Genomic DNA, 22,601 nt, shown 5'->3' with positions numbered 1-22,601 from the left:
AAATAGATCTGATCCGTCATTAGGAAAATCGATGTTCGACTACAAACTGCTGGCCGCCCTTGCTGCGGTGATCGAGCAGGGCGGTTTCGAACGCGCGGCGCAGGTGCTGGGCTTGTCGCAGTCGGCCATCTCCCAGCGCATCAAGCTGCTCGAGGCGCGGGTCGGCCAGCCGGTGCTGGTGCGTGCCACACCGCCAAGCCCTACCGAAGTCGGCCGCCAGTTGCTCAACCATGTGCAGCAGGTGCGCCTGCTCGAACGCGACCTGCAGCGCCAGGTGCCGGCGCTGGATGAGGAGGGCATGCCCGAGCGCCTGCGCATCGCCCTCAACGCCGACAGCCTGGCGACCTGGTGGGCCGGCGCAGTGGGCAACTTCTGCGCACAGCACAATGTGCTGACCGACCTGGTGGTGGAGGACCAGGAAGTGGGCCTGAAACGCATGCGTGCGGGCGAAGTGGCGGCTTGCCTGTGTGGCAGCGAGCGGCCAGTGGCCGGCGCGCGCAGCCTGCCGCTGGGCGCCATGCGCTACAGGGCGCTGGCCAGTCCCGGGTTCATGGCGCGGCATTTTCCGCACGGTTTCGTTGCCAGCCGCCTGGCCCGTACCCCGGCGATCGTGTATGGCCCGGACGACTTCCTGCAACACCGTTACCTGGCATCGCTGGGCATCGAAGATGGCTTCCTGCACCACTTGTGCCCGTCATCCGAAGGCTTCCTGCGCATGACCGAAGCCGGCCTGGGCTGGGGGTTGGTGCCGGAACTGCAGGCTCGCGAGCAACTGGCCAGCGGGCAGTTGGTGGAAATCTGTAGCGATACCCCCATCGATGTGCCGCTGTACTGGCATCATTGGCGCAATGGCGGGCAACTGCTCGCGCAACTGACCGACCACCTGCGGCACACCGCGCGGCAATGGCTGGTGCCCTTGTAGCCACGGCTGGCGTCAGTTGCATCTGAAATCTGGCAAGACGGAGTCTTACATGCGAATTCTGGTCACCGGCGCGAGTGGCTTCATTGGCGGGCGCTTTGCGCGCTTTGCCCTGGAGCAGGGCCTGGACGTGCGGGTCAGCGGCCGTCGAGCCGAGGGGGTCGAGCACCTGGTCAAGCGCGGCGCTCAGTTCATCCCCGGCGACCTGGGTGATGCCGAGTTGGCACGCCGCCTGTGCCAGGGCGTCGAGGCGGTGGTGCACTGCGCTGGCGCAGTAGGCAACTGGGGGCGCTACCAGGATTTTTACCAAGGCAATGTGATGGTCACCGAAAACGTGGTCGAGGGCTGCTTGAAGGAGCACGTACGGCGGCTGGTACACCTGTCGTCGCCGTCGATCTACTTCAATGGCCGCTCGCGCCTGGACATCCGGGAAGACCAGGTGCCGCGCCGCTTCCATGACCATTACGCGCAGACCAAGCACATGGCCGAGCAGAAAGTGTTCGGTGCCCAGGAGTTTGGCCTTGAGGTACTGGCGCTGCGCCCACGCTTCGTCACCGGTGCCGGCGATGCCAGTATCTTCCCGCGGCTGATGCAGATGCAGCGCAAGGGGCGTGTGGCGATCATCGGCAACGGCCTGAACAAAGTCGATTTCACCAGCGTGCACAACCTCAACGAAGCGCTGCTCAGTGCCCTGTTTGCCGACGACCGGGCGCTGGGCCAGGCCTACAACATCAGCAACGGCCAACCGCTGCCGCTGTGGGACGTGGTCAACTACGTGATGCGCCAGATGCAGCTGCCGCAGGTTACCCGTTACCGCTCCTACGGCCTGGCCTACAGCCTCGCCGCGCTGAACGAGGCGGCCTGCATGTTGTGGCCGGGGCGCCCGCAACCGACCCTGTCGCGCCTGGGGATGCAGGTGATGAGCCGCGATTTCACCCTGGATATCAGCCGCGCCCGGCAGCACCTGGACTACCAACCCAAGGTCAGCCTGTGGACGGCGCTGGATGAATTCTGTGCCTGGTGGAAGCACCAGCCGCCGGGGCAGTGAAGCCGGCCGGCCGACAATGGTCATCAACGCGCCGCGCTGGCGGTTTATACTCGTGCCTCTTTGCGACTACCGCGGTTGAATGTATCCATGCGTAACCATGCTCACGATGACTACGATGACGTGCCTACCCTGCGTGCCGGCACCCATGACGATGACGAACTGATGCCGGCGCACGTGGTGCGCAGCCGCCAGAAAGCCGCTCGGGGTGCCAGCACGGCGCCGCTGTGGGCGTTGCTCGGGGCCTCGTTCATCGCCTTGGCGGGGCTTGGCTGGTGGAGCTTCCAGCAGATCTCGCTGATGGAGCAGCAGTTGGTGGCGACCCAGGAAAGCTTTGCCCGCATCAGTGAAGAGGCGGCGGGGCGCCTGCAGGCGATCAGCGGCAAGGTGGCGGCCAGCGAATCCGGCGCCACCACCAACAGCGAGGCGCTGAAGCTGCAGCTGCGCGAGTTGCAGAAGGGTGTGGCGGGGCAGACCGGCGACCTGGGCAAGCGCCTGGAGCAAGTGCTGGCCGATACCCGTGAACAGCAAAAGGCCGTGACCCAGTTGCAAACCCAGTTGCAGGCACAGCTGAAAGCGGTGAATGGCGAGCTGGCCGCGTTGCGCTCGGGGCAGGTCGATGGTGGCAAGCTGGATACGCAATTCAAGGGCCTGAACGAACAGGTAGCTGCGCTGAAGGCCGCGCAGGTGGATGGCGCCAAGCTGGACGGGCAGCTCAAGAGCCTGGGCAGCGAGGTGGCGGCGCTGAAGAAGCAGGGTAACCCGAGTGCGGCCATCCAGGGCCTGGAACAGGATATCCTGGTGCTCAAGAGCCAGATCGACAACCGCCCGGCTGCTGCGTCGGCGGGTGGTGCTTCGGTGCAGGAATTCGACGCCTTCCGGGCGCAGACGACCCGCAACCTGAATACCTTGCAGAGCCAGATCCAGAACCTGCAGCAGCAGATCAACGCCCGGCCGTGAGATCACCTGAGCCTTCTTCGCGGGCACGCCCGCTCCCACAGGTACAGCGACAAGCTTGAAGATTGTGCTGACCCTGTGGGAGCGGGCGTGCCCGCGAATGGCCCTGAATCACAACCGCGGATAATCGATGTATCCCACCGGCCCCTTGCCATAGAAAGTCTCCGGCCGCGCCTCGTTCAACGGCGCATCCGCCGCCAGCCGTGCTGGCAGGTCAGGGTTGGCGATGAACGGTACGCCAAACGCCACTGCATCCGCCTTGCCGCTGGCGAGGGCCGCATTGGCACTGGCTTTGTCAAACCGCTCATTGACGATATACGGGCCGCCAAACGCTTCTTTGATCAATGGGCCAATGCTGTCATCGGCTTCCCGTTCCCGCGAACAGATGAAGGCGATACCCCGCTTGCCCAGCTCACGGGCCACGTAGGTAAAGGTTTCGGCACGGTCGGCATCGCCCATGTCATGGGCATCGGCACGCGGCGCCAGGTGCACGCCCACGCGGTTCGCACCCCACACCTCGATAGCTGCATCGGTCACTTCCAGCAGCAGCCGCGCACGGTTTTCCAGCGAGCCGCCGTAGTGGTCGGTGCGCTGGTTGGTGCTGCTCTGCAGGAACTGGTCGAGCAGGTAGCCGTTGGCACCGTGGATTTCCACGCCATCGAAACCGGCAGCCTTTGCATTCTCGGCACCGCTGCGGTAGGCCTCGACGATGTCGATGATTTCTTCGGTTTCCAGCGCGCGTGGGGTGGGGTAGTCACTGAGCGGGCGCACCAGGCTTACATGGCCCTTGGGCTGGATCGCGCTGGGGGCCACCGGCAGCTCGCCGTTCAGGTAGCTGGGGTGGGAGATGCGGCCAACGTGCCAAAGCTGCAGGAAGATGCGCCCGCCAGCGGCATGCACGGCCTTTGTCACATTGTTCCAGCCACGCACCTGCTCGTCGTTCCAGATGCCAGGGGTATCCGGGTAGCCGACGCCCATGGCGCTGACCGAGGTCGCCTCGCTGAGGATCAGCCCGGCGCTGGCGCGTTGTACGTAGTACTCGGCCATCAGCGCGTTGGGCACGCGGCCTTCGTCGGCCCGGCAGCGGGTGAGCGGGGCCATGATGATGCGGTTGGGCAGTTGCAGGTCGCCCAGTGTGATTGGATCGAAAAGCGTGGTCATGACGGTTACCTGCCTGTTCAGAGTGCTTGGCGCAGTTGTTCGAGAAACGCCTGGATGGTGGCTTCGTTGCGTTTGAAGAAGTGCCATTGGCCGATCTTCTGGCTGCTGATCAGCCCGGCGCGCTGCAGGGTGGCCAGGTGGGCGGAGACGGTCGACTGCGACAGGCCGCAGCGTTGGTCGATCTGCCCGGCACACACACCGTTCTCGGTGCTGTGATACTGGTCGGGGAATTGCGTTGCCGGGTCCTTCAGCCAGCTGAGGATTTCTCGCCTGACCGGGTGGGCCAGCGCTTTTATGATTTCGTCGAGATCGATAGGCATGGGTTGAGACTCGTTGTAGCGGTATATCGCGATATAGCGAAATATAAATCGTGGTTTCTCGATGTACAAATATGAAGAGGTTCTGAGCTGAGCACGAATCGCTATATCGCGTTATAACGATATAGGGCGCGGCGGTGCTAGACTGCGTTCATGAACTACCTTGCACACCTGCACCTCGGCGGCCCGGCGCCGCACCAACTGCTTGGCAGCCTGTATGGCGACTTCGTCAAAGGCTCGCTGGAAGGGCGCTTCCCGCCTGCGCTTGAGGCGGCCATCCGCCTGCACCGGCATATCGACAGCTACACCGACCAGCACCCGTTGGTGCTGGCGGCACTGGCGCGCTTTCCACGGGAGCGGCGGCGCTTTGCCGGCATCGTTCTGGATGTGTTTTTCGATCATTGCCTGGCACGACATTGGCGAGATTATGCCGAGCAGCCGCTGGAGCAGTTCACCGGTGACTTCTATCGGGTATTGCTCGCGCAGCCCGAGTTGCCAGGGCGGCTGGCGCGCATTGCGCCGTTCATGGCGGCAGATGACTGGCTGGGGGCGTATGGCGACTTTGCCACGCTGGAGCAAGTATTCAACGGCATTGCCCGGCGCTTGTCGCGGCCGGAGGGGATGGTCGGGGTGATGGGAGAGCTGGAGCGGCTGTATGAGCCATTGCTGGCGGACTTCAGGGAGTTTTATCCACAGTTGCAGGCGTTTGCGGCAGCGGGGCGGATGTCTGGCAGTTAGTGCCGGGTTGTCATTGCTGGCCTCTTCGCGGGTAAACCCGCTCCCACAGGTACACCACAGAGCTCAGGATAAGGGCGGTCCCTGTGGGAGCGGGTTCACCCGCGAAAGGGCCAGAACAGGCAGTACAAGAATTCAGGCAGCCCGCGCCTGCCGCCGTGGCGCCAGCTCAACTTCTTCAACCCCGAACAGCGCCAGGTGAATCGCCTGCTGCGCCTGCAACGCCAGCACCGCTCTCTCCTTGCCCACGCTGCCGATCGGCTGCAGCAGGTGAATGCATACCTCGCCCCGTGGCAGGGCGAACAGGCGCATCAGGTGCGAAACAAGGTCATCGTCACCTATGAACGGTGCAATCGGGTCGATCTGGCCATCGCGCAGGTACTGGATGGCGACCGGCTGCACCGCCACGCCACGGTCGATGGCGCCTGCCAACAGGCGACCATGGAAGGTGCGCAGGGTACGGCCGCTGGTGGTGGTGCCTTCCGGAAAGATCAGTAGCGGCCGGGAAAGGCCCAGTTGCCCGGCGATCTGTTCACGCAGGCGCTGGCTGTCGCCCCCGCCACGGCGGATGAACAGGGTACCGGCCTTTTCCGCCAGCCAGCCGGCCACCGGCCAGTGGCGCACTTCGGCCTTGGACAGGAACGACAGGGGCAGCAGCATGCCGAGCAGCGGGATATCGGTCCAGGACACGTGGTTGCTGACCCACAGCATCGGCCGCTTCGGTAGCTCGCCGACCACCCGCACATCGAAGGGCAGGGCCGCGACCAGTCGCTTCATGAACAGGCAGGTCCAGCGCTGGCGGCGCTCGATAGGTGCCTTGAACCCCAGGCGTTCGCCCAGGGCGATCACGCTGGCCATCAGCATGCCCAGCAGCAGTACCAGCAGCAGTCGAGTCAGGCGGGCCATTACCCGCAGCTTCGGCATCAGACCGCTGCCTTGAAGTGGCGGGCGTAGCGCGGGCACAGTTCGTCGCGCTTGAGCAGAATGAACACATCGGCCACCTGGAAGTCTTCGTCCCAGCACGGCTCGCCGCAGATCTTCGCGCCCAGGCGCATGTACGCCTTGAGCAGCGGTGGCATTTCGGCAATGACGTTGTTCGGCAGGGCCAGGTTTGGCAACGGATTCTTCGGCTCGGCGCGCAGGTGCTCGGTGCACAGATAGCGGTCACGCAGTCGCTGCATCACCGCGTGGGCCTGTACCCCGCCATCCTGCATGGGGATGCTGGCGCAGCCCATCAGGTAGCTGTAGCGGCCTTCGTTGAGCACTTCGGCCAGTTCGCCCCAGAGCACGGCGATGGTGCCGCCGTTGCGGTAGTCGGGGGCTACGCAGGTTCGGCCCAGCTCCAGGATCGGGCCCTGCAGCTGCAACAGGCCGTGCAGGCTGAATTCTTCTTCGCTATAGAAGCGGCCCAGGCTGCTGGCGGCCTGATGGTCCAGCAGGCGGGTGGTGGCAACCAGCTCGCCGGTGCTCAGGTCGCGTACGCCAATGTGGCGGCAGTGCACGTCGTAGTCGTCCATGTCCAGGCCTTGCTCGGCTCCTTTGAGCTTGGCCTTGAATTCGGCGCTGAACACTTTGTAGCGCAGGGCCTGGGCTTCCTGCAGGGCCGCAGCGCCAACCAGGCGTTCGGCTTGCAGACGGCGTTCGGTGCTGTTGTCGCCAGCGTGAGCGATCCGAGTCATTACGAGTCTCCATAAGCCAGCCATGAAGGGTTGCGGCCGGTCGGCTTTGTTGTGCAAAGTCAGCCTAGGTAGATGGGGTGTCACCCCTGTGAATCTTTGGTGATGCTTGCGTGACACCCTCTGAGCCACAACTGAAAGCCCTTCAGCAAGGAGCCGACCGATGGCCTGGTTGCAACGACTCAACGACCCGCTTCGCCAAGCGCTGGCGGGCACCCTGGGCGAAACCTATGCCGCGCTGCTCGAGCGCCTTGGCCCGGTTGCCCCGTTCGAACTGGCAGTGCTCGGCGGGCGTGCGATGGCCACCCCGGGCCTGGCCTTCCTGATCGGCTACCAGGCCGCCCTGCGCGTGCTGTGGCCCAGTGCTCCACCCAGCCTCGGCGCCCTGTGCGCCACCGAGCGGCGCAGCGTGCGGCCAGCGGATATGCGCACGCGCCTGGACGGCTTGCGGCTGACCGGCAGCAAGGACTTCGTCACTGCAGGCCTGGAGGCGGAATGGCTGCTGGTGGCGGCGCGCTGCGAGGCGACGGGCGCGGCGCCACAATTGAATTTGGCGGTGGTCTACCCCGGGGAGCCAGGTGTGACGCTGGAAGCGCTGCCGACCCTGCCGCTGATGCCGGAGGTGGGGCATGGGCGATTGATACTGGAGCAGGCGGCGTGCGAGTTGCTGGCCGGTGATGGTTGGGATGCTTATGTGAAGCCGTTCCGTTCGCTGGAGGACTTGTATGTGCTTACGGCGTTGACGGCCTGGCTGTATGGCGTGGGGCAGGAGTGTGCCTGGCCGCAGGCCCTGCGCCTGCAACTGCTTGGGCTGCTGGCCGGGTGTGCCGAAGGTAGCCGGCAGTGCGCCGATAGCGTTGGTTGCCATTTGTTGCTGGGGGGCCTGTTTGCACAGTTCCAGGCGCTGCGAAGGGAGATCGATGCTGCATTGGCGGCGGGGCCGGCGCAGTGGGCGCAGATCTGGCAGCGTGACCAGGGGGTGATGGCGCTGGCGGCGGCGGCGCGGGAGAAGCGGCTGAACAAGGCTTGGGCTGCTGCGGGATTGTCATGAATGCCTGATAGGTTTGTGTGATCCGATGAATCCTGGGGCCGCTTTGCGGCCCTTTCGCGACACAAGGCCGCTCCCACAAAAGCAAGAGCAGCGCTGTTCCCTGTGGGAGCGGCCTTGTGTCGCGAAAGGGCTGCGCAGCAGCCCCAAAATTGCGAGCCTGAAACGGGATGCTGAAAAGTCTGCTGCTGCTTTTTTGCATGGCTACGGGAACCGCCAAAGCCGAGGTCTGGCCAACTCCGGACTGGCCAATCGACAACACCCCCCTCGACTGGCAAGCCGTCGACGCCTACGCCTTCCCCGCACGCACCACCCCCGAACGCAGCGGCATCCGCACCGACGCCTTGCTGATCATCCGCGACGGCCGCATCCTCCACGAACGCTACGCCGCCCCCAGCACTGCCGCCACCGCCCACCTGACCTGGTCGATCAGCAAGAGCGTACTCGCCACGCTATTGGGCGTAGCCCAGGGCGAAGGCCGCTTCCAGCTGCAGGACCCGGTCACCCGCTTCTACCCGGCCATGCACGCCCATCCCGGCGTGCGCATGGCCGATCTGCTGCATTGGGCCAGCGGCCTGGACTGGCAGGAAGACTACGAGTACGCCCCGCTCAAGTCGTCGGTGGTGGCCATGCTCTATACCCGTGGCCGCGAAGACATGGCGGCCTATGCGGCGGCGCGAACAGCGGTGGCCAGCCCAGGCCAGCGGTTTCTGTATTCGAGTGGCGACAGCAACCTGCTGGCCGCCGCGCTTCGCGGCATGCTCGATGCCGGTCAGTACCCCGACTACCCCTGGCATGCACTGTTCAACCCGCTGGGGATCGATAGTGCGGTATGGGAGCGGGACCGCGTGGGTACCTATGTGGGTTCGTCCTACCTGTACCTCAGCGCTCGCGACCTTGCACGCATCGGCCTGCTGATGCAGCGCGACGGGCGCTGGCAGGATCGGCAATTGCTACCCAAGCCCTGGGTGGCCTTCAACCGCACGCCGTTTGCCGAGGCCGAAGCGCTGCCCGGCGAGGCCAACCCCGGTGGCCACTGGTGGCTCAACCAGCCTCTGGACGGTGCTGCACGGCCTTGGCCGAGTGCGCCCGCAGACACCTATGCAGCCCTTGGCCACTGGGGCCAGGCGCTGTACGTGCTGCCCGCGCAAAAGCTGGTGATCGTGCGTTACGCCGATGACCGCGACGGCAGCTACCAGCACGACGAGCTGCTCAAGCGGATACTCGCGGCGCTGGCTGGGGAGGGGGCATGAAGCGGATGCTGTTGGTGGTGTTGCTGGGGCTGGTGTACTGGGCCTGGCACGAGCGCCAGGCTCTGGCGGACTTCCCCGGTATCCTTTCGGCCTACTCGGCCAAGGAATATTGCTCGTGCCGCTTCGTCATGGGGTTCGAGCCGGCGTATTGCCAAGGCTACGTGAAGCAATGGCTGCCGCTGAGCCTGCTGGAGGAAGACAGCCAACAGCGGCAGGTTACCGCCGAAGGCCTGGGCCGTCGCAATCAGGCCGCCTGGCAAGGCCCGCGCGAGGGCTGCCGCTTGCTGCCGTGAAGGCGGGCGGGTAAGGTTGGCGGCCTGGTTTCACGAGATCTGTCATGTTCAAGCTGCCCCGCCTGCTGCCCGCCTTGTTGCTGGCTTTTTGCCTGCCCGCCCATGCCAACTGGCACCTCGATGGCGAGTCTTCGCGCCTTTCGTTCATTACCGGCAAGAACGGTAATACTGCCGAAGTGCACCGCTTCCTGGTGCTGCATGGCACGGTCGACCGCAAGGGTGTGGCCGGGCTGCGCATCGAGATGGATTCGGTGAGCAGCGGTATTCCGCTGCGTGACGAGCGCATGCGCGAGGACCTGTTCGAGGTCGAGCGCTTTGCCGAAGCCAAGGTGCAGGCGCAACTGGACCTGCGGCCGATAAACGACCTGGCCAACGGTGCCCAGATCGAACTGCGCCTGCCATTGACCGTGACCCTGCATGGCCAGTCGCACAGCTACAACGCCTTGCTGCTGGCCACCCGGCTGGACGAGCGACGCTTCCAGGTGGTGACCCTTGAGCCCTTGGTGCTGCGCGCCGAAGATTTCGGCCTGTTGCCGGGGCTGCAACGCCTGCGCAAGTTCGCCGGGCTCAAGTCCATCAACCCTTCGGTGCCGGTTAGCGCGGTGCTGATCTTCACCGCCCGCTGACATGCCGGGGCCGGTCTTTCCCTGGCGGGATGGCAACCAGTTCGAACTGCTGATCGACGGCCCCGAGTTTTTTCCGCGCATGCTCCTGGCGATCATGCGCGCCGAGTTCCAGGTCGACCTGGAGCTGTACCTGGTCGAGGCCGGTGACTGCGCGGATGCTGTGGTCGAAGCGCTGGAGCAGGCTGCCCGACGCGGCGTGCGGGTGCGCTGCCTGTTCGACGACTATGGTTCGCTGGCTTTCAACAGCAAGTTGCGTCAGCGCCTGCTGGACGCAGGTGTGTATCTGCGCTGGTACAACCGCCTGCGCTGGAAGCGTGGCCTTCGCAACCTGTACCGCGACCACCGCAAGTTGCTGCTGGTGGACGAGCGCTGGGCCGTGGTGGGTGGTACGGGCGTCACCGACGAGTTCTGGACGCCGGGCGAGGCGACCAGTGAGTGGCACGAGGTGATGGTGCAGATGCAGGGGCCGGTGGTGAGCGACTGGCAGTTGCTGTTCGACCGCCAGTGGCACGCCAACAACCGTCGCACCGCCTGGCGCCCCGCCGAGGGCTTTGGCCTGCCGCGGCTGCCCAAGGTGCCTGCGCAGGGGCAGGGCATGGGCCGGGTGGCCTATGCCGACGCCCGCCAGCACCAGGACATCCTGCATTCGCTGGTGCGGGCGATCAACAGCGGCAAGCAGCGAGTGTGGCTGGCCACGCCTTACTTCCTGCCGACCTGGAGCGTGCGCCGGTCGCTGCGCCGGGCTGCCGGCAAGGGGGTCGATGTGCGGCTGCTGCTGACCGGGCCGCGCACCGATCACCCCTCGGTACGTTACGCCGGACACCGCTATTACCCGCGCCTGCTGCGCGCCGGGGTGCGCATCTATGAGTACCAGCCTTGTTTCCTGCACCTGAAGATGGTGCTGATCGACGACTGGGTCAGTATCGGCTCATGCAACTTCGATCACTGGAACCTGCGTTTCAACCTCGAGGCCAATATCGAGGCGCTCGACCCACCACTGACGGCTGCCGTGCAGGCCAGCTTCGAGCGTGATTTCGCCTTGAGCGAGGTGGTCGACCTGGGCCACTGGAATGCCCGGCCGCTGTGGCGCCGGGTGAAGCAGCGGTTGTGGGGTTGGCTGGACCGGTTGGTGGTCAACTTGCTCGACCGTCGCGACTGAGACCGGCTATCGTGCAGTGACTGTCTCAAGGCAATCGAAGGAGTGGGTGCGATGACGGCGAAGAAGATTCTCATGTTGGTCGGCGACTACGTCGAAGATTACGAAGTCATGGTGCCGTTCCAGGCGTTGAGCATGGTCGGGCACACGGTGCATGCGGTATGCCCGGAAAAGGTCGCGGGGCAGACTGTGCGCACCGCGATTCATGATTTCGAGGGAGAACAGACCTACAGCGAAAAGCCGGGGCACAACTTTGCCCTGAACTACGATTTCGTGCGGGTGCGTGCCGAGGGTTATGACGCGTTGTTGATCCCCGGTGGCCGTGCACCGGAGTACCTGCGTCTGGATGAGCGGGTGCTGGAACTGGTGCGGGCGTTCGACCAGGCTGGCAAGCCGATCGGGGCCGTATGCCATGGTGCCCAGCTGTTGGCGGCGGCCGGCGTGCTGGAAGGGCGCGAATGCAGTGCGTACCCGGCGTGTGCGCCGGAAGTGCGCTTGGCGGGCGGGACATTCATCGATATCGCGGTGGACCAGGCGCATGTGGACGGCAACCTGGTGACGGCACCGGCATGGCCGGCGCATCCGGCGTGGCTGGCGGCATTCCTCAAGGTGCTTGGTACCCGTATTGCCTGACAGGGCCCTATCGCCGGCAAGCCAGCTCCCACAGGTTTAGCGAAGGTTTCAAGACCTGCGAAGTAGCTGTGGGAGCTGGCTTGCCGGCGATGAGGCCAGTGCAGGCAACACAGCTCAACTCAACCAGGCTTAACCCACCTGCTCAACCCAGTCATTGAGGTTGTAGTAGTTGGTCACCCGGGCAATCTTCCCGCAATGGATATAGAAGAACGCCCCCGCCGGCAGTACATAGGTCTGCCCGTTGGCCGTCGGCAACCCTTCGTCATCGGCCAGATATTCCCCATGCACGGTGAACTCGGCTGCCGCGCGGCTGCCGTCGGCGTTCTGCATCACTACGATATCGGCCAGGCGCTCGCGGTAGCAGCGGTTCATCTTGTCCATGAACGCTGCAAACCGCGCCTTGCCCATCTGCCGCTCGCCCTGGTTGATGTCGTGGATCACATCCTCGCTGAGCAGGGCGAGAAAGGCCGGCATGTCGCCAGCGTTGAAGGCGGCGTAGTAAGCATTTACCAGTTCGGTAGCGGTCATGGAACAATACCTGTCGTGGAGGGAAAAGGCGGGTCGTTGCTCCGGATGATAGGGTTTCCCCTCAAGCCCGGCTTAGCCGAGCGCGTCATCCACATCGACAAAACGACCGCCAAGCATGGAAATACGCCTGTTGCACGGCGCCGCTATCGCGCCTTACATCGATGACCTCGCTCGCCTGCGCCTTACCGTGTTCCGCGAGTTTCCCTACCTTTATGACGGCACCCCGGAGTACGAGGCCGACTACCTGGCCACCTATGCCCGCTCCGGGCGCAGCCTGGTGGTGCTGGCGCTGGACGACGGCAAGGTCGTTGGCGCCTCCACCGGCCTGCCGCTGGTCGATGTCGCCCCCGAGTTCCAGCAGCCGTTCCTGGCCCAGGGGCGCGACCCGGCCAGCGTGTACTACTTCGGTGAGTCGGTGGTACTGCCCGAGTACCGTGGCCAGGGCTTGGGGGTGCGCTTTTTCATCGAGCGCGAGTCCTACGCGCACAAGCTGGCCGAGTTCGACTACTGCGCGTTCTGCGCGGTAGAGCGGCCAGGTGTGCATCCACGGCGCCCCGCGGACTACAAGCCATTGCATGGCTTCTGGCGTAACCGCGGCTTCCTGCACGACCCGTCGCTGCGCACCAGCTACGCCTGGCGCGACCTGGACGAGCAGGAAAGCTCCGATAAGCTGATGTCGTTCTGGCTCAAGGAATTGCCGATATGATCCGCCTGGCGGCCTGCCAGTACGCCATCGAGCTGCATGAAACCTGGGAGGCCTATGCCGACCACCTGCAAGGCCTGTGCGCCGAAGCAGTGGAAGCGGGGGCCCGCCTGCTGCTGTTGCCGGAGTACGCCGGGCTGGTGCTCAGCGGGCAACTGAGTGCCGAGCAGCGAGGTGACTTGAAGGCCTCCATCGCCGGCATCCAGCCGCTGATCGAACCCTGGAAAGCCCTGTGCGAGCGCCTTGCCCGGCGCTGGGGTATCTACCTGCAACCGGGTAGCGTACCGGTGCTGGACAGCGACGGGCGCTACCGCAACCGTGCCTGGCTGTTCGGCCCCAAGGGTGTGCTGGGTTTCCAGGACAAGCTGATGATGACCCGCTTCGAGCGCGAGCAGTGGGACATCGCGGCGGGCCAGGGGCTGCAGGTGTTCGACACCGAACTGGGGCGCCTGGGCATCCTGATCTGTTATGACAATGAATTCCCGATGCTGGCGCGGCGCCTGGCCGAGGGTGGTGCCGACCTGATCCTGGCGCCGAGCTGTACCGACACCGAGGCGGGATACCACCGGGTGCGTATCGGTGCCCAGGCGCGGGCGCTGGAGAACCAGATCGCGGTGTTGCAGAGCCCTACGGTCGGGCTGGCGCCCTGGTCGCCGGCGCTGGACGAGAATATCGGCCGTGCAGGGTTGTTCGTGCCACCGGATCATGGAATGCCGGGGGATGGGGTGGTGGCCTTGAGTGAAGAATCGAGCCCTGCCAACAGTCAGTGGCTGGTCTGTGAGGTGGACCTTGAGGAAGTAAGGCGGGTGAGGCGGGAAGGGCAGGTGTTTACCCGCAGGGACTGGCCGGAGCAGTTTGACAGAGTCCTGTGAAAACAGCGGCGGCCTCTTCGCGGGCTTGCCCGCTCCCACAGGTACAGCGCAAGCCCGAGGGCTACGAGTTACCTGTGGGAGCGGGCAAGCCCGCGAAGAGGCCGCCGCCGTTACATCAGGCTTACTTCACTTCGACTGCCAGGCTCTGGGCAATCTTGCTCTGCCACAGGGCAGGGCCAGTGATGTGTACCGACTCACCGTTGCTGTCCACGGCGACGGTCACCGGCATGTCCTTGACCTCGAACTCGTAGATCGCTTCCATGCCCAGCTCGGCGAAGGCCAGGACCTTCGACTTGCGGATGGCCTGGGCTACCAGGTAGGCAGCGCCGCCGACGGCCATCAGGTACACGGCCTTGTTGTCCTTGATCGCTTCGATGGCGGCAGGGCCGCGCTCGGACTTGCCGATCATGCCCAGCAGGCCGGTCTGCTCGAGGATCTGGCGGGTGAACTTGTCCATGCGGGTGGCGGTGGTCGGGCCGGCAGGGCCTACCACTTCGTCACCGACCGGGTCGACCGGGCCTACGTAGTAGATGAAGCGGCCCTTCAGGTCCACCGGCAGCTCTTCGCCACGGTTGAGCATTTCGACCATGCGCTTGTGCGCGGCGTCGCGGCCGGTCAGCATCTTGCCGTTGAGCAGGATGGTTTCGCCCGGCTTCCAGCTGGCGACTTCTTCCGGGGTGATGGCGTCGAGGTTGACGCGACGGGCGCTCGGGCCGGCTTCCCAGACGATTTCCGGGTAGGCGTCCAGCGACGGCGCTTCCAGTTCGGCCGGGCCGGAGCCATCGAGCACGAAGTGGGCGTGGCGGGTAGCGGCGCAGTTGGGGATCATGCACACCGGCAGCGAAGCGGCGTGAGTCGGGTAGTCCATGATCTTGACGTCGAGCACGGTGGTCAGGCCACCCAGGCCCTGGGCGCCAATGCCCAGCTGGTTGACCTTCTCGAACAGCTCCAGGCGGATTTCTTCCAGGCGGTTCTGCGGGCCACGGGCTTTCAGTTCGTGGATGTCGATGGACTCCATCAACACTTCCTTGGCCATCACGGCGGCCTTTTCGGCGGTACCGCCGATGCCGATGCCGAGCATGCCAGGCGGGCACCAGCCAGCGCCCATGGTCGGGACGGTCTTCAGTACCCAGTCGACGATCGAGTCGGACGGGTTGAGCATGGCCATCTTCGACTTGTTCTCCGAGCCGCCGCCCTTGGCTGCGACATCGACCTCGACCTTGTCGCCGGGGACGATGGAGTAGTGGATCACTGCCGGAGTGTTGTCCTTGGTGTTCTTGCGGGCACCGGCCGGGTCGGCCAGGATCGAAGCGCGCAGCACGTTTTCAGGCAGGTTGTAGGCGCGACGCACACCTTCGTTGATCATGTCGTCGACGCTCATGGTGGCGCCGTCCCAGCGCACGTCCATGCCCACGCGGATGAACACGGTGACGATACCGGTGTCCTGGCAGATCGGGCGATGGCCGGTGGCGCACATGCGCGAGTTGATCAGGATCTGGGCGATGGAATCGCGTGCAGCAGGCGACTCTTCACGCAGATAGGCCTCGTGCATGGCCTGGATGAAATCGACGGGGTGGTAGTACGAGATGAATTGCAGGGCGTCGGCGACGCTCTGAATCAGGTCGTCTTGCTTGATCACGGTCATGCAGCGCGCTCCTCTTAAAGACGGGAACATTCATTACGGCGCTCGACGGTGCCGACCAGCGTGTCGAAGCGCCTTGCAAGGCGCCGGCAGGTCGGGCCGACGGAAAAAGGCGCGGCAGTATAGCGCGCATCCGTGCCGGGCACACCTGCGGCCGGTCTGGGACCATGGTCGGCAGCTGGCAGGCATTGTTCTTGCTGACTTGTTGTTGAGATAGGATGCTTGGAATGGGCCGCAAAGCGGCCCCAGAAACTCAAGAGCTGGAAGAGATAGCTGAAAATGCCCGAACTTTGCGTGGGCGAGCGCCGCTGGGCGGTGCCGACCGGCAGCAACCTGCTCGATGCCTTGAACGAGGCCGGGCTGAATGTCCCCTACAGTTGCCGCGCCGGCAGTTGCCATGCCTGCCTGGTGCACTGTCTGGGCGGGCAACCGCTGGACGCCATGCCCGAGGCCCTGGCGCAGGACAAGCATGCCCAGGGCTGGCGCCTGGCCTGCCAGTGCCGGGTAGTCGAGGACCTGCGCGTCGCGCTGTTCGACCCGCAGCAGGATGGCGTGCCAGCGCAGGTCTGTGCCCTGGACTGGTTCGGCGATGTGCTGCGCGTGCGGCTACGCCCCGAACGGGCAATACGTTACCAGGCGGGGCAGCATGTAGTGCTGTGGAATGGCACGGTAGCGCGGCCTTACTCCTTGGCCAGCCTGCCGGGAGAAGATGATTTTCTCGAGTTTCATATCGACTGCCAGCGCCCCGGCGCCTTCTGTGACAAGGCTCGTGGCTTGCAGCTGGGTGATGTGCTGCGCCTGGGCGAACTCAGGGGTGGGGCCTTGCATTACGACCCGGACTGGCAGCAGCGGCCGCTGTGGTTGCTGGCGGCGGGGACCGGGTTGGCGCCATTGTGGGGCATCTTGCGCGAGGCCCTGCGGCAGGGGCACCAAGGGGAAATCAGGGTCATGCATGTGGCGCGCGAAGGCGTTGGGCATTATCTGGCCGAGCCGTTGCGAGAGATGGCGAATGTGAATGTCGAGTTGGTACTGGCAGAGCAGCTGGATGAAGCGTTGACCGGGTTGCGGCCGTCATCGCGGCAGACGGTAGCGCTGGTGTGCGGGGCGCCGGGAAGTGTCGAGCGGTTTGCCCGTCGGCTCTTCATTGCCGGGGTGCCGCGCGGGCAGGTGTTTGCCGATGTGTTTGTCGAGCATGCCTGAATGAGCAGGGGAGGGCTTTGCCCTCCTTTCGCGACACAAGGCCGCTCCTACAGGGGAATGCGTATCCCTTGTAGGAGCGGCCTTGCGTCGCGAAGGGCCGCAAAGCGGCCCCCTTTCGAGCAGGATCAACCGACCAGCGGATCACCGACATGCAGGATCTTCATGCCATTGGTGCCACCGATGGTGTGGTAGCTGTCACCCTTGGTCAGGATTACCCAGTCACCTTGCTCCACTAGGCCACGCTTGAGCAGTTCGTCGACCGCTGCCTGGCTCACCTTGTCGGCCGGCAGCGAGGCCGGGTCGAAGGCGATCGGGTACACGCCGCGGAACATCGAGGCGCGTGCCTGGGTGGCGCGGTGTGGCGACAGGGCGAAGATCGGCACGTGCGAACGCAGGCGCGACATGATCAGCGGGGTGTAGCCACTCTCGGTCAGGGCGATGATCGCCTTCACGCCCGGGAAGTGGTTGGCGGTGTACATGGCGGCAAGCGCGATGCTCTCGTCGCAGCGCTCGAAGGTGGTGTGCAGGCGGTGGCTGGACTTCTGGCTGGTCGGGTGCTTTTCGGCACCCAGGCAGATGCGGGCCATGGCCTGGACGGCTTCGATCGGGTAGGCACCGGCGGCACTCTCGGCCGACAGCATCACCGCGTCGGTGTTGTCCAGCACGGCGTTTGCCACGTCGGACACTTCGGCACGGGTCGGCATCGGGTTCTGGATCATCGACTCCATCATCTGGGTCGCCACGATCACCGCCTTGTTGTTGCGGCGGGCGTGCTGGATGATCTTCTTCTGGATGGCGATCAGTTCGGCGTCGCCGATTTCCACGCCCAGGTCGCCACGGGCGACCATGACGGCGTCGGAGGCCAGGATCAGCTTGTCGAGGGTTTCGTCGTCGGCCACCGCTTCGGCGCGTTCGATCTTGGCCACCAGCCAGGCGCTGCCGCCGGCTTCGTCACGCAGCTTGCGCGCGTATTCCATGTCGCTGGCGTCACGCGGGAAGGACACGGCCAGGTAGTCCAGGTCCATTTCCGCGGCCAGCTTGATGTCGGCCTTGTCTTTCTCGGTCAGAGCCGGTGCGGTCAGGCCGCCACCTTTACGGTTGATGCCTTTGTGGTCCGACAGCGGGCCACCGATGATCACCACGCAGTGCAGGGCATCTGCAGTGGCGGTTTCGACGCGCATCACCACGCGGCCATCGTCGAGCAGCAATTCGTCACCAACACCGCAGTCCTTGACCAGGTCGGGATAGTCGATACCGACGATGTCCTGGTTGCCTTCGGTCAGCGGGTGGGCGGTGGAGAAGGTGAACTTGTCACCGATCTTCAATTCGATGCGCTTGTTGGCGAACTTGGCGATGCGGATCTTCGGACCCTGCAGGTCGCCCAGCAGTGCAACATGGCGGCCGTTCTTGGCGGCGATGTCACGGATCAGGCGCGCGCGGGCCTTGTGCTCGTCCGGAGTGCCGTGGGAGAAGTTCAGGCGTGCCACGTCCAGGCCGGCGAGGATCAGCTGTTCGATCACTTCCGGCGAGTTGCTGGCGGGGCCAAGGGTGGCGACGATTTTGGTACGGCGGATGCTCATGCACAGACTCCTATAGTGAAGCGCAGCGAAAGGCTACTCCTGAATCTCGCTGTAGTCATTGTTCCGTTGCACTACCTGCAACCAAGGCAGGGTGGCATTTGAACGGGCAGGGTATCCTTGCAAAAGGGTGTGAAGATTTGCCGGCAAAGGCCGATACACTGGCATCAAAGGAGACCCCCATGCGAGCCCTGATCGTTTTAGCCCTGGCGGCCAGCGCCGTCGGCTGCACCCGCTGGTCCATGGACCACCACCTGAACAATGCCTACCGCGCCTACGACCGTGGCGATTGCGCACGGGTCATGCTCGAGCTGTCGCAAGTCGACCGCACCAGCCGTGCGCGACCGTTCATCCACCCCGAGGTGTCGCTGCTGCGCGGCCAGTGCCTCGAGCGCCAGGCCTTGTATGTGGATGCCGCGCAGACCTACCAGTACCTGATCCAGCAGTACCCGGGCAATGAATACGCCTATCGCGCCCAGGCACGCCTGCAGACCCTGGAGAAACTCGGCCATCTGCGCGGCGCCGAAGCCGCTGTGGCAAACCCGGTGACCGCCGCACCTTGGCGTTAACACCAAGGTGTGATTTATTTCACGGGATTTGCCGCGCGTGCTGCGCTAATCTGTAACTCAGCTGTTACAACAACCGCCAGTTCCACGTATTCCTGGCATCGGATACGGACTGCACTTGCGATCATGTTCAACAAGCGCCACATCGAACGCCATCAGCTGCCTTGTGTTCTCAAGGTGTTCAACCGCATTACCGGCCAGGCCATCGGCCAGCTAGGCAACGCCTCCGAAGACGGGCTGATGCTGATAAGCCAGCTACCTGTGCTGGTCGGGCCCGACTACGATCTGCAATTACGCCTGCCGCTGCTGGGTGGCGGGCATCAGTTCGTCAACCTTACCGCCAGCTGCCTGTGGTGCCGTGAAGACCAGACGCCCGGGCACTACGATTCGGGTTTCATGCTGCTGCAGGCGCCCCGCGAGTACGACGAATTCGTCCGCTCGTTGCGCGACTATTTCAGTTTCCACCCCGCCAACGCCTCTGTCTGAGCCTGCGGAGCCAACGGGCCGAGCTCGCTGGAATCGCGCTAGAATCGGGTCGACCTCGATACAGGACGACCCCGTGACCTCCAGCATTTTCTGGCACGACTACGAAACCACCGGCATCAACCCGCGCTGCGACCGGCCGCTGCAGGTGGCCGGCGTGCGCACCGACTTCGACCTCAACGAAATCGACGAGCCGATCAGCCTCTATTGCCGTCCCTCCGACGATATCCTCCCGCACCCGGCCGCCTGCCTGGTGACCGGCATCACCCCGCAACTGCTGGCCGAGCAGGGCCTGTGCGAAGCCGAGTTCATGACCCGGGTGCACGCACAACTGGCGCACCCTGGAACCTGTGGCGCCGGCTACAACACCCTGCGCTTCGACGACGAAGTGACCCGCTACAGCCTGTACCGCAACTTTTTCGACCCTTATGCCCGAGAGTGGCAGGGCGGTAACAGCCGCTGGGACCTGATCGACATCGTACGCACGGCCTATGCATTGCGCCCGGACGGTATCGAGTGGCCGCAACAGGACGGGCGCACCAGCCTGCGCCTGGAGCTTCTGAGCAAGGCCAATGGCATCGACCACGGGCATGCCCACGAAGCGCTTTCCGACGTGCGGGCAACCATCGCCCTGGCCCGCCTGATCCGGCAGAAACAGCCCAAGTTGTATGACTGGCTGTTCCAGTTGCGCAGCAAGCATAAAGTGATGGAGCAGATCCGTTTGTTGCAGCCGCTGGTGCATATATCCGGGCGCTTCTCGGCGGCACGCAATTACCTTGGTGTCGTATTGCCATTGGCCTGGCACCCGCATAATCGCAATGCACTGATTGTGTGCGACCTGCATCAGGAAACCCTACCGTTAATACGGGAAAGTGCTGAAGTTCTACGCCAGCGTTTGTATACCCGCCATGAAGAACTGGCCGAAGGCGAATTACCCGTGCCGCTCAAACTGGTGCAGATCAATCGCTGCCCGGTGCTGGCGCCACTTTCGGTATTGCGCCCGGTCGATCAACAACGGTTGGGTCTGGACTTGACATTGTTACAATTGCGCGGCGAAGAATTGGCCAGGCAACAGGCCCAATGGCAAGACAAACTGCAACACATCTACGGAAAGGAAGACTTCGCCCCGAGTGTAGACCCGGAACAACAATTGTATGACGGTTTTCTGAGGGACCGTGACCGCCGCTTATGCGAGCAAGTACGTGCACTGGAACCGGCGCAGTTGGGCCGTGGGCAGTGGATGTTCGATGACCCGCGCCTGCCTGAACTGTTGTTCCGCTATCGGGCGCGCAACTTCCCCGAGACCCTGACCGGCGAAGAGCGGCAACGCTGGTTCAGCTTCTGCCAGCAGCGCCTGAGCGACCCGCATTGGGGCGCGCCGAACACGCTGGGCGACTTCGAACAGGCGCGGCAGCAGGCCTGGGAGGGCGCCGACGAGGCGGGGCGGCGTGTGCTGGAGGCGTGGCAGGTACATGCTCGGCAATTGCAGGCACAGTTTGCAATTGGCTGAGTGCTGACACAAAATGCGGACAAACAAAAACGCCGGCAATATGCCGGCGTTCTTGTTGCGATAAGCAGCAGGCGTATGCGGACAATCAGTCCAGCAGGGTCGCCCAGCTTTCAACCACATCGCCACCCCACTTGGCTTTCCATTCTTTCAGGGTTTTGTGGTTGCCGCCTTTGGTTTCGATCACTTCATTGTTGTGCGGGTTCTTGTATTGCTTGACCTTGCGCGCACGCTTGGTGGCGGTAGTCTTGACCGCACCACGTGGTGCCTTGCTCAGTTTCGACTCTGGGTCGAGCAGGGCAATCACGTCGCGCAGCGACTTGGAGTACTCGCCCATCAGTGTGCGCAGTTTGCCTTCGAACTCCAGTTCTTTCTTCAGCTTGTCATCCTGCGACAGGTTGGCCAGGCGGGCCTGAAGTTCCTTGATGGCTTCTTCGGTAGCGCGGTACTCGTTGATCAGGGACATGGAGTGTTCCTTAATGCGTGTTCAGAAATGTGTGGGGCAATAATAGACAGGCAATACTCGCAAGTAAACATATTGTTGGGCAATTAACTGTTAACTAAGGTGTGACAACCATTTCTCTACGTGAACAAAAATTTACAATTAACCCTGCATTTCGTCATGTCTGTCAGACAATGGCGGCGGTACATCTCGTCAGAAACACAGACCACGGCCGCTGCAATCAATACTGCGTTTTTCCTGTCGGGCCGCTAGAATGAGCGCCTTTGCGAAGTTCTGGAGTCTCATTCATGCGCACCTATCGTCTGGTGATCGCCTGCCCCGACCGTGTTGGCATCGTGGCGAAAGTCAGTAATTTCCTGGCCTTGTACAATGGCTGGATCAACGAAGCCAGCCACCACTCCGATGAGCAGAGCGGTTGGTTCTTCATGCGCCATGAAATCCGCGCCGAATCGCTGCCGTTCGGTATCGAAGCCTTCCGCGAGGCGTTTGCGCCGATCGCCGAAGAGTTCTCCATGACCTGGCGCATTACCGACTCGGCGCAGAAAAAGCGCGTGGTGCTGATGGCGAGCCGCGAGTCGCACTGCCTGGCCGACCTGCTGCACCGCTGGCACACCGATGAGCTGGACTGCGAGATCCCTTGCGTGATCTCCAACCACAACGACCTGCGCAGCATGGTCGAGTGGCACGGTATCCCGTTCTTCCATGTACCGGTCGACCCCAAGGACAAGGCCCCGGCCTTTGCCGAAGTATCGCGCCTGGTGCAGGAGCACGCCGCCGACGTGGTAGTGCTGGCCCGCTACATGCAGATCCTGCCGCCACAACTGTGCCAGGACTATGCTGAAAAGGTGATCAACATCCACCACAGCTTCCTGCCGTCGTTCGTCGGCGCCAAGCCGTATCACCAGGCCGCCCTGCGTGGTGTGAAGCTGATCGGTGCGACCTGCCACTACGTCACCGAAGAGCTGGACGCCGGCCCGATCATCGAGCAGGACGTGGTGCGTGTCAGCCATGCCGACAGCATCGACGACATGGTCCGCTTTGGCCGTGATGTGGAGAAGATGGTGTTGGCCCGTGGCCTGCGTTATCACCTGGAAGACCGGGTGCTGGTGCATGGCAACAAGACTGTGGTGTTTGACTGATACAGACTGGTTGCCTGTGAGGTTCTGGGGCTGCTTTGCAGCCCATCGCGACACAAGGCCGCTCCTACAAGGGATCGCGTACCGGCACTACGTCGCGTAACT

25 protein-coding genes are annotated in these 22,601 nt (G+C 63.8%); 17 read left to right on the top strand and 8 right to left on the bottom strand.

Annotation, left to right across the window (positions count from 1 at the left end; genetic code table 11):
• The first annotated feature begins 31 nt into the window (after window positions 1-31).
• From V3314_RS25235 to V3314_RS25225, 3 genes are all read left to right on the top strand, one after another.
• Complete coding sequence (locus V3314_RS25235; RefSeq protein WP_046616940.1) at window positions 32-922, top strand: LysR family transcriptional regulator ArgP; 891 nt, start codon at window positions 32-34, stop codon at window positions 920-922.
• 49 nt (window positions 923-971) lie between these two features.
• Window positions 972-1,967 carry an NAD(P)-dependent oxidoreductase gene (locus V3314_RS25230; protein ID WP_046616937.1) on the top strand — a complete coding sequence of 332 codons (996 nt, stop codon included), beginning with the start codon at window positions 972-974 and terminating at the stop codon, window positions 1,965-1,967.
• 87 nt (window positions 1,968-2,054) lie between these two features.
• On the top strand, window positions 2,055-2,924 hold the full coding sequence (locus V3314_RS25225) for a hypothetical protein (RefSeq protein ID WP_046616936.1): 870 nt from the start codon (window positions 2,055-2,057) through the stop codon (window positions 2,922-2,924).
• 108 nt (window positions 2,925-3,032) lie between these two features.
• Here V3314_RS25225 and V3314_RS25220 read toward each other — a convergent pair whose 3' ends face one another.
• Together V3314_RS25220 and V3314_RS25215 are read right to left on the bottom strand one after the other, a co-directional pair.
• Window positions 3,033-4,082 (bottom strand): alkene reductase, encoded by a 1,050-nt coding sequence (locus V3314_RS25220; RefSeq protein WP_046616935.1) that lies wholly within the window; start codon window positions 4,080-4,082, stop codon window positions 3,033-3,035.
• A gap of 17 nt (window positions 4,083-4,099) precedes the next feature.
• Window positions 4,100-4,402, bottom strand: coding sequence for a helix-turn-helix transcriptional regulator (locus V3314_RS25215; RefSeq protein ID WP_015271675.1), 303 nt, complete (start codon window positions 4,400-4,402; stop codon window positions 4,100-4,102).
• 150 nt (window positions 4,403-4,552) lie between these two features.
• On the opposite strand from V3314_RS25215, the gene V3314_RS25210 reads away from it, so the two are divergent.
• Window positions 4,553-5,137 carry an ACP phosphodiesterase gene (locus V3314_RS25210; protein ID WP_108480666.1) on the top strand — a complete coding sequence of 195 codons (585 nt, stop codon included), beginning with the start codon at window positions 4,553-4,555 and terminating at the stop codon, window positions 5,135-5,137.
• A gap of 132 nt (window positions 5,138-5,269) precedes the next feature.
• Here the strand turns inward: V3314_RS25210 and V3314_RS25205 are convergent, their stop codons facing one another.
• Entirely contained in the window at window positions 5,270-6,058 is a 789-nt protein-coding gene (locus V3314_RS25205; protein WP_085601218.1) for a lysophospholipid acyltransferase family protein, read from the bottom strand.
• Complete coding sequence (olsB, locus tag V3314_RS25200) at window positions 6,058-6,813, bottom strand: L-ornithine N(alpha)-acyltransferase (protein ID WP_015271672.1); 756 nt, start codon at window positions 6,811-6,813, stop codon at window positions 6,058-6,060. The genes V3314_RS25205 and olsB overlap by 1 nt, the downstream gene beginning before the upstream one ends.
• 160 nt (window positions 6,814-6,973) lie before the next feature.
• On the opposite strand from olsB, the gene V3314_RS25195 reads away from it, so the two are divergent.
• From V3314_RS25195 to V3314_RS25170, 6 genes are all read left to right on the top strand, one after another.
• A complete protein-coding gene (locus V3314_RS25195) occupies window positions 6,974-7,861 on the top strand; it encodes an acyl-CoA dehydrogenase (protein WP_085601219.1) in 888 nt (295 codons plus the stop codon).
• A 167-nt stretch (window positions 7,862-8,028) separates the two neighbouring features.
• A complete protein-coding gene (locus V3314_RS25190) occupies window positions 8,029-9,111 on the top strand; it encodes a serine hydrolase (protein WP_196173473.1) in 1,083 nt (360 codons plus the stop codon).
• Window positions 9,108-9,404: a hypothetical protein gene (locus V3314_RS25185; protein WP_046616928.1), complete on the top strand. Its 297-nt coding sequence runs from the start codon at window positions 9,108-9,110 to the stop codon at window positions 9,402-9,404. The genes V3314_RS25190 and V3314_RS25185 overlap by 4 nt, the downstream gene beginning before the upstream one ends.
• 44 nt (window positions 9,405-9,448) lie before the next feature.
• Window positions 9,449-10,030 carry a YceI family protein gene (locus V3314_RS25180; protein ID WP_046616926.1) on the top strand — a complete coding sequence of 194 codons (582 nt, stop codon included), beginning with the start codon at window positions 9,449-9,451 and terminating at the stop codon, window positions 10,028-10,030.
• 1 nt (window position 10,031) lies between these two features.
• Window positions 10,032-11,189, top strand: coding sequence for a phosphatidylserine/phosphatidylglycerophosphate/cardiolipin synthase family protein (locus tag V3314_RS25175; RefSeq protein ID WP_015271668.1), 1,158 nt, complete (start codon window positions 10,032-10,034; stop codon window positions 11,187-11,189).
• Window positions 11,190-11,240: 51 nt separating this feature from the next.
• Window positions 11,241-11,819: a DJ-1/PfpI family protein gene (locus tag V3314_RS25170; RefSeq protein WP_046616925.1), complete on the top strand. Its 579-nt coding sequence runs from the start codon at window positions 11,241-11,243 to the stop codon at window positions 11,817-11,819.
• Window positions 11,820-11,948: 129 nt separating this feature from the next.
• Here V3314_RS25170 and V3314_RS25165 read toward each other — a convergent pair whose 3' ends face one another.
• Window positions 11,949-12,347, bottom strand: coding sequence for a nuclear transport factor 2 family protein (locus V3314_RS25165; protein WP_046616924.1), 399 nt, complete (start codon window positions 12,345-12,347; stop codon window positions 11,949-11,951).
• A 115-nt stretch (window positions 12,348-12,462) separates the two neighbouring features.
• Here V3314_RS25165 and V3314_RS25160 point away from each other — a divergent pair, with 115 nt between their 5' ends.
• Both V3314_RS25160 and V3314_RS25155 read left to right on the top strand, forming a co-directional pair.
• Window positions 12,463-13,053: a GNAT family N-acetyltransferase gene (locus tag V3314_RS25160; protein ID WP_013974061.1), complete on the top strand. Its 591-nt coding sequence runs from the start codon at window positions 12,463-12,465 to the stop codon at window positions 13,051-13,053.
• Window positions 13,050-13,922, top strand: a complete 873-nt coding sequence (locus V3314_RS25155) for a carbon-nitrogen hydrolase family protein (protein ID WP_338459770.1) — start codon at window positions 13,050-13,052, stop codon at window positions 13,920-13,922. The genes V3314_RS25160 and V3314_RS25155 overlap by 4 nt, the downstream gene beginning before the upstream one ends.
• A 121-nt stretch (window positions 13,923-14,043) precedes the next feature.
• Here the strand turns inward: V3314_RS25155 and V3314_RS25150 are convergent, their stop codons facing one another.
• Window positions 14,044-15,567 (bottom strand): fumarate hydratase, encoded by a 1,524-nt coding sequence (locus V3314_RS25150; RefSeq protein WP_013974059.1) that lies wholly within the window; start codon window positions 15,565-15,567, stop codon window positions 14,044-14,046.
• Window positions 15,568-15,843: 276 nt separating this feature from the next.
• Between V3314_RS25150 and V3314_RS25145 the strand changes: the two genes are divergently transcribed.
• A complete protein-coding gene (locus V3314_RS25145) occupies window positions 15,844-16,764 on the top strand; it encodes an iron-sulfur-binding ferredoxin reductase (RefSeq protein ID WP_338459769.1) in 921 nt (306 codons plus the stop codon).
• A gap of 125 nt (window positions 16,765-16,889) precedes the next feature.
• Here V3314_RS25145 and pyk read toward each other — a convergent pair whose 3' ends face one another.
• Window positions 16,890-18,344 (bottom strand): pyruvate kinase, encoded by a 1,455-nt coding sequence (gene pyk, locus V3314_RS25140; RefSeq protein ID WP_046617205.1) that lies wholly within the window; start codon window positions 18,342-18,344, stop codon window positions 16,890-16,892.
• Between the two features lie 179 nt (window positions 18,345-18,523).
• On the opposite strand from pyk, the gene V3314_RS25135 reads away from it, so the two are divergent.
• The 3 genes from V3314_RS25135 to sbcB all read left to right on the top strand — a co-directional run bounded on the left by V3314_RS25135 (window position 18,524) and on the right by sbcB (window position 20,900).
• Window positions 18,524-18,910, top strand: a complete 387-nt coding sequence (locus V3314_RS25135) for a hypothetical protein (RefSeq protein WP_025340503.1) — start codon at window positions 18,524-18,526, stop codon at window positions 18,908-18,910.
• 123 nt (window positions 18,911-19,033) lie between these two features.
• Entirely contained in the window at window positions 19,034-19,393 is a 360-nt protein-coding gene (locus tag V3314_RS25130; RefSeq protein WP_046617204.1) for a PilZ domain-containing protein, read from the top strand.
• A 73-nt stretch (window positions 19,394-19,466) separates the two neighbouring features.
• The gene (gene sbcB, locus V3314_RS25125; protein WP_046617203.1) at window positions 19,467-20,900 is read left to right on the top strand and encodes an exodeoxyribonuclease I; all 1,434 of its coding nucleotides are present in this window, start codon (window positions 19,467-19,469) and stop codon (window positions 20,898-20,900) included.
• Between the two features lie 85 nt (window positions 20,901-20,985).
• Here sbcB and mvaT read toward each other — a convergent pair whose 3' ends face one another.
• Window positions 20,986-21,363 carry a histone-like nucleoid-structuring protein MvaT gene (gene mvaT, locus V3314_RS25120; protein ID WP_003259590.1) on the bottom strand — a complete coding sequence of 126 codons (378 nt, stop codon included), beginning with the start codon at window positions 21,361-21,363 and terminating at the stop codon, window positions 20,986-20,988.
• A 284-nt stretch (window positions 21,364-21,647) separates the two neighbouring features.
• Between mvaT and purU the strand changes: the two genes are divergently transcribed.
• Entirely contained in the window at window positions 21,648-22,499 is an 852-nt protein-coding gene (gene purU / locus V3314_RS25115) for a formyltetrahydrofolate deformylase (protein ID WP_023662871.1), read from the top strand.
• Window positions 22,500-22,601 lie beyond the last annotated feature (102 nt).

Source organism: Pseudomonas sp. TE3-3-F2023, assembly GCF_036784815.1.
GTDB classification, from domain to species: Bacteria; Pseudomonadota; Gammaproteobacteria; order Pseudomonadales; family Pseudomonadaceae; genus Aquipseudomonas; species Aquipseudomonas pudica.
The sequence above is the reverse complement of the archived record's forward strand: the minus strand, read 5'-3'. Positions and strand labels throughout refer to the sequence as shown.